The organism is Rheinheimera sp., assembly GCF_036568245.1.
Lineage (GTDB): Bacteria > Pseudomonadota > Gammaproteobacteria > Enterobacterales > Alteromonadaceae > Alishewanella.
This window is the reverse complement of record NZ_DATCSY010000107.1, coordinates 1-3869: the sequence shown is the minus strand read 5'-3', so window position 1 is coordinate 3869 and position 3869 is coordinate 1. Positions and strand designations below refer to the sequence as shown.

The following is a 3869-nucleotide window of genomic DNA, read 5'->3' as shown; positions in this document are numbered from 1 at the left end:
AAAATTAATATTGCAGTTCAGCACCTGATGACAGATAAAAATACTGGTCTTATAACTTTCCCACAGACTCATAATCAGCCCTAAAAGTAACAAGTGCTCCAACTATAAACTGCTTTACGAAATTTACCAGCGCAGTTTGCTAATTTGGCTTAATGTGCATAACATCAATGCAGGCTGCCTGGGCCGGAACGACTATCAAGTTGACAGAGATAACTGAATGATTGCAATAGATAAAACCACGTCCATAAAAAGTGCGTTGATTTGGGTAATTATGCTTATCTGCAGTCTGACACTTTGTCTTGCGATGGTGGTCTCCACAGGCCAGGACGTGAAACTGCAACGCAAAAAACTGATAATGCAACTTGAGGGCTACGTCAGTATTATCGCCTTCAATGCGCAAAACAGCATTCAGCAGGACGATGCCGATACCGAAGAAAACCGGCTTAAATCCTTTAAAGCGGTAAATATCCTGCACAATATTCATATCTATAAAAAAGCCCCTGGTTCAGACGAACTGAGCTTTTTTGCCAGCTACAACCGCGATGGTATTGGCCCTTTCCCTGTGCAGTTTTCCAGGGTGAAACAGTTTATGAAACCTTATATCAGTGACAATTATATCGAGCTGACTAAAGCGATTTTATCCGGCGGCGAGGTGTTAGGTTATGTGTATGTACGCGCCAGTCAGGAAGAACTAAGCGCCTACATTCAGGCTCGTATCCTGCTCGATATTCTTATTGCATTGATTGCGCTTGGCAGTGCTTTTTTCATCAGCTCAAAACTGCAGCAGCGCTTTACCAGCCCGATAGAAAATTTACTCAGTGTGATGCAGAAAGTATCAAAACAAAAAGACTACCAAATCAGGGCACCTATAGCGCCGATTAAAGAATACAATATGTTAAGCCGTGCCTTTAACACCATGCTGGACCGTATCGAACAGCAAATCAGCAAACTACAACAGGCCGAGCAGGAAAACAGGCAACTGACACTGAGCCTGGAGCAAAAAATTGCCGAACGTACTGACGCCCTGAAAACATCTAATCAGGAGCTGTTGAACACGCTGGCGACTTTGCATCAGTACCAGAACCAGATTGTTGAAACAGAGAAGATGGCCAGCCTTGGTCAGATGGTCGCCGGCGTTGCGCATGAAGTTAACACGCCGATTGGTCTTGGTGTCACAGCATCAACCTTGCTACAGGACAAACTGGCAGATATCCAGCGTGCTTTTGATGAGAAAAAACTCACCTCTTCACAGCTGGCAAAGTTTTTGTCTGAGAGTAAAGAAAATCTCGGTATCATTTATCGCAATATGGAACGGGCGGCCAGCCTGATCTCCAGCTTTAAGCGGGTTGCCGTAGATCAATCCAATGACAACCGGCGCCAGTTTAATATGCAGCAACTGATCAACGAAGTGCTGCTGTCACTTAGGCCCAATCTGAAAAAAACTCAGCATCAGATTATTGTCAACTGCCCTGCTGAGCTTGAACTTGACAGTAAACCCGGGCCGATAAATCAGATACTGATAAACCTTATCATGAACAGCCTGATCCATGCTTTTGAACACATCGAACAGGGTGAAATGAAAATTGATATATCGGTGCAGGACAGCAATTGCCAGCTGATTTACACCGACAATGGTGCTGGTGTGCCGGAATCGATTAAAAAGCGTATTTTTGATCCCTTTGTCACCACCAAACGTGGTGAAGGTGGCAGTGGCCTTGGGCTGCATCTGGTCTATAACCTTGTCACACAAGCATTAAATGGCAAAATTCATCTCGACAGCACCTTAGGTCACGGTATCCGGATTAGCATTAATTTCCCTGTTATTGTGATTAAAAACGACCAGCAATAAAGCATCAACGCCAGCGATCGGTTGGCAGTAATTCCGCCCCTCAATATTAGAGAAATCTAATTGTTAACAAAAAACTTGTTAACAATTGGATGGCTGGTTATAATTACGCATTATTTGACAATTCCAAGTCATATATAAAACAAAATCCCGTTATTAAGTTAACACAATTCACATAAGGTCTAACTCTAATGCAAACTCCTGTGATTCTTATCGTTGAAGACGAAGAAGTAACCCGTTTAAACCTGGTGAGCCTGTTTCAGGGAGAAGGGTATGACGTCATTGAAGCTGTGAATGGTGAAGAGATGAACCAGAAGCTTACCGACAATAAGGTAAATCTGGTTGTTATGGACATTAACCTGCCAGGCAAAAATGGCCTTATTCTGGCAAGAGAACTGCGTCAGAAAGAAAATATCGGCCTTATCTTTCTGACCGGCCGTGACAGCGAAGTAGACCGCATCCTGGGTCTGGAAATTGGTGCAGACGATTACCTGACCAAACCCTTTAATCCACGTGAGCTGACAATCCGCGCCCGTAACCTGTTAAACCGTACTGTTGCGCAACCTGTGGTTGAAGAGCACAAAAGCGTGGTTAAATTTAATGGTTGGACACTGGATGAGAACAGCCGCAATCTGACATCGCCAAAAGGTGTTGCACGTCGTTTACCAAAAGGCGAATACCGCGCGCTGCGTTTAATGCTGGATACACCGGGTAAAATCTTCACCCGTGAACAGTTAATCCGCCATATGACTGGCCGTGATTTACGCCCTAACGATCGTACTGTAGATGTAACTATCCGCCGTATCCGTAAGCACTTCGAGTCAGATATCGATAGCCCTGAGTTAATCAGCACTATCCACGGTGAAGGCTACCGCTTCGTGGGTAAACTGGAAAAGTAAGCTGCTAAGCCTGATCGATATATTCAAACAGAGCAGCCAGGTGCTGCTCTGTTTGCAAATGAAAGTCTACTAACTGCCGCTCCAATCCCTGCCAGTTAATCGTTTCCTGTTCAAAGCGCTTCGCTTGTTGCTGTACCCATAACAAACCTACTGATGCAGCTGCACCTTTAAGTTTATGCGCCGCTTCCTGAAACTCTGTCAGATGACGCTGTACCGCGGTTTCCATCAACCGGTTCATGTAACCCGGCAATAACTGCGCGAACAGTTGGGCACTGCGCTTAACGGCATCTTTACCCAGCGACTGAATATAATCATTCAGTGTTGCCTGATCTAACAGCTGCGGCTCTGTCACTTCTGCGGTATCTTTAGCCTGCAGTAATTTTACCGCACTAGGTGAAAACAGCCGGGCCAGCATCTGATCCAGCCGGGCTGTATTGATTGGCTTAGCCAAAGCATCGTTGATATGTAAATTTGCCAGTTGCTGCTCTGCTTTTCGCACATTGGCGCTGAGTATCACTATCGGCAACGACGCAAGATGCGGTTCCTCACGGATATACTTCGCGATCTGCTCACCATCCATATCAGGCAATTGCATATCCAGTAACACCAGATCGATATCATCTTCGGTTTCCAATAGCGCTATAGCGTCTTCGCCGGTTTCGGCAAGAATAACAGTATGACCGCGCTGTTCCAGCAAAGCGGTAGCGATCTCAGCATTTAACGGCACATCTTCTACCAGCAGTATGGTGAGCTCCGGGCAATCTATTGTCTGCGGTTGTTCCTGCGCCAGCTGCTCTGCCGGTAAGGTGACACTAAAACAGCTGCCCTGTCCGACGACGCTGTCAACGGCAATAGTACCGTGCATTGCTTCAACTAAAGCTCTGGAAACTGACAAGCCTATACCCGACCCCATAATACTCAGACGCCGGCCATCATTAGACTTGTAATACATATCAAAAATACGCTCAAGCTCTTCGCCGGCAATACCTATACCAGTATCCTGCACGGAAAAGTGCAACCTGCCAGAACCAGTATCCAGGTGGCAACGAAGCGTAATATCACCGCTAGCGGTAAACTTGACCGCATTGTTCAGCAGGTTCCACAACACCTGACGCAAGCGTGTC

At 45.9% G+C, this 3869-nt stretch carries 3 protein-coding genes; 2 read left to right on the top strand and 1 reads right to left on the bottom strand.

Features of this window, described 5'->3' with window-relative positions:
- Positions 1–328 precede the first annotated feature (328 nt).
- Together VIN66_RS04775 and arcA are read left to right on the top strand one after the other, a co-directional pair.
- Positions 329–1849: a sensor histidine kinase gene (locus VIN66_RS04775; RefSeq protein WP_331922927.1), complete on the top strand. Its 1521-nt coding sequence runs from the start codon at positions 329–331 to the stop codon at positions 1847–1849.
- Positions 1850–2037: 188 nt separating this feature from the next.
- Positions 2038–2745, top strand: coding sequence for a two-component system response regulator ArcA (gene arcA / locus VIN66_RS04770; RefSeq protein WP_134056822.1), 708 nt, complete (start codon positions 2038–2040; stop codon positions 2743–2745).
- Between the two features lie 4 nt (positions 2746–2749).
- On the opposite strand, the gene VIN66_RS04765 is transcribed toward arcA, so the two are convergent.
- Positions 2750–3869, bottom strand: a 1120-nt coding sequence (locus VIN66_RS04765; protein ID WP_331922926.1) for an ATP-binding protein, incomplete at its 5' end; no start/stop codon positions are given.